1 protein-coding gene is annotated in these 542 nt (G+C 71.8%); it reads right to left on the bottom strand.

All coding sequences use genetic code 11. The features are described 5' to 3' along the window. Positions 1 to 390: cytochrome c-type biogenesis protein (locus tag FV228_RS32320; protein WP_147858022.1), on the bottom strand; the 390-nt coding region annotated here is incomplete at its 3' end. Positions 391 to 542: the final 152 nt, after the last annotated feature.

Genomic DNA, 542 nt, shown 5'->3' with positions numbered 1-542 from the left:
GGTCCGGACCGGCGCGGCCGGCCGCCGGCGCGCGAGGCGCCAGATCCCGAAGGCGCCGAGCAGGACCGCCAGGATCGGGGTCAGCCACAGCAGCAGGGTGTGCAGGGCGAAGACCGGCCGCAGCAGCACGAACTCGCCGTAGCGGTCCACGACGTAGCGCAGCACCGCCGGGTCGCTGTCACCCTTCTGCAGGCGCTCGCGCACGATCACGCGCAGGTCCTTGGCCAGCGGCGCGTCGGAATCGTCGATCGACTGGTTCTGGCAGACGAGGCAGCGCAATTCCGAAGAGATCTCCCGGGCGCGGTGCTCCAGCACCGGATCCTTCAGCACCTCGTCGGGCTGGACGGCGTGGGCCGGGGCGGCGAACGTAACAAGCAGCGCAAAAGCCAAACAGGCACGAACGCGCGCCCTCCCTCCCCCCTCTGCGGGGGAGGGTACCCTGCGCAGCAGGGGGGGAGAGGGGCAGCGCGACGGTCGAGGATGGGACTCCCGGCGCGACTTCTGCGGATACCGCGCTCCCCTCTCCCGACCCGGCCTAACGG

The sequence above is a fragment of the Methylobacterium sp. WL18 genome, assembly GCF_008040015.1.
GTDB lineage: Bacteria > Pseudomonadota > Alphaproteobacteria > Rhizobiales > Beijerinckiaceae > Methylobacterium > Methylobacterium mesophilicum.
This window is presented reverse-complemented; position numbering and strand designations above follow the sequence as displayed.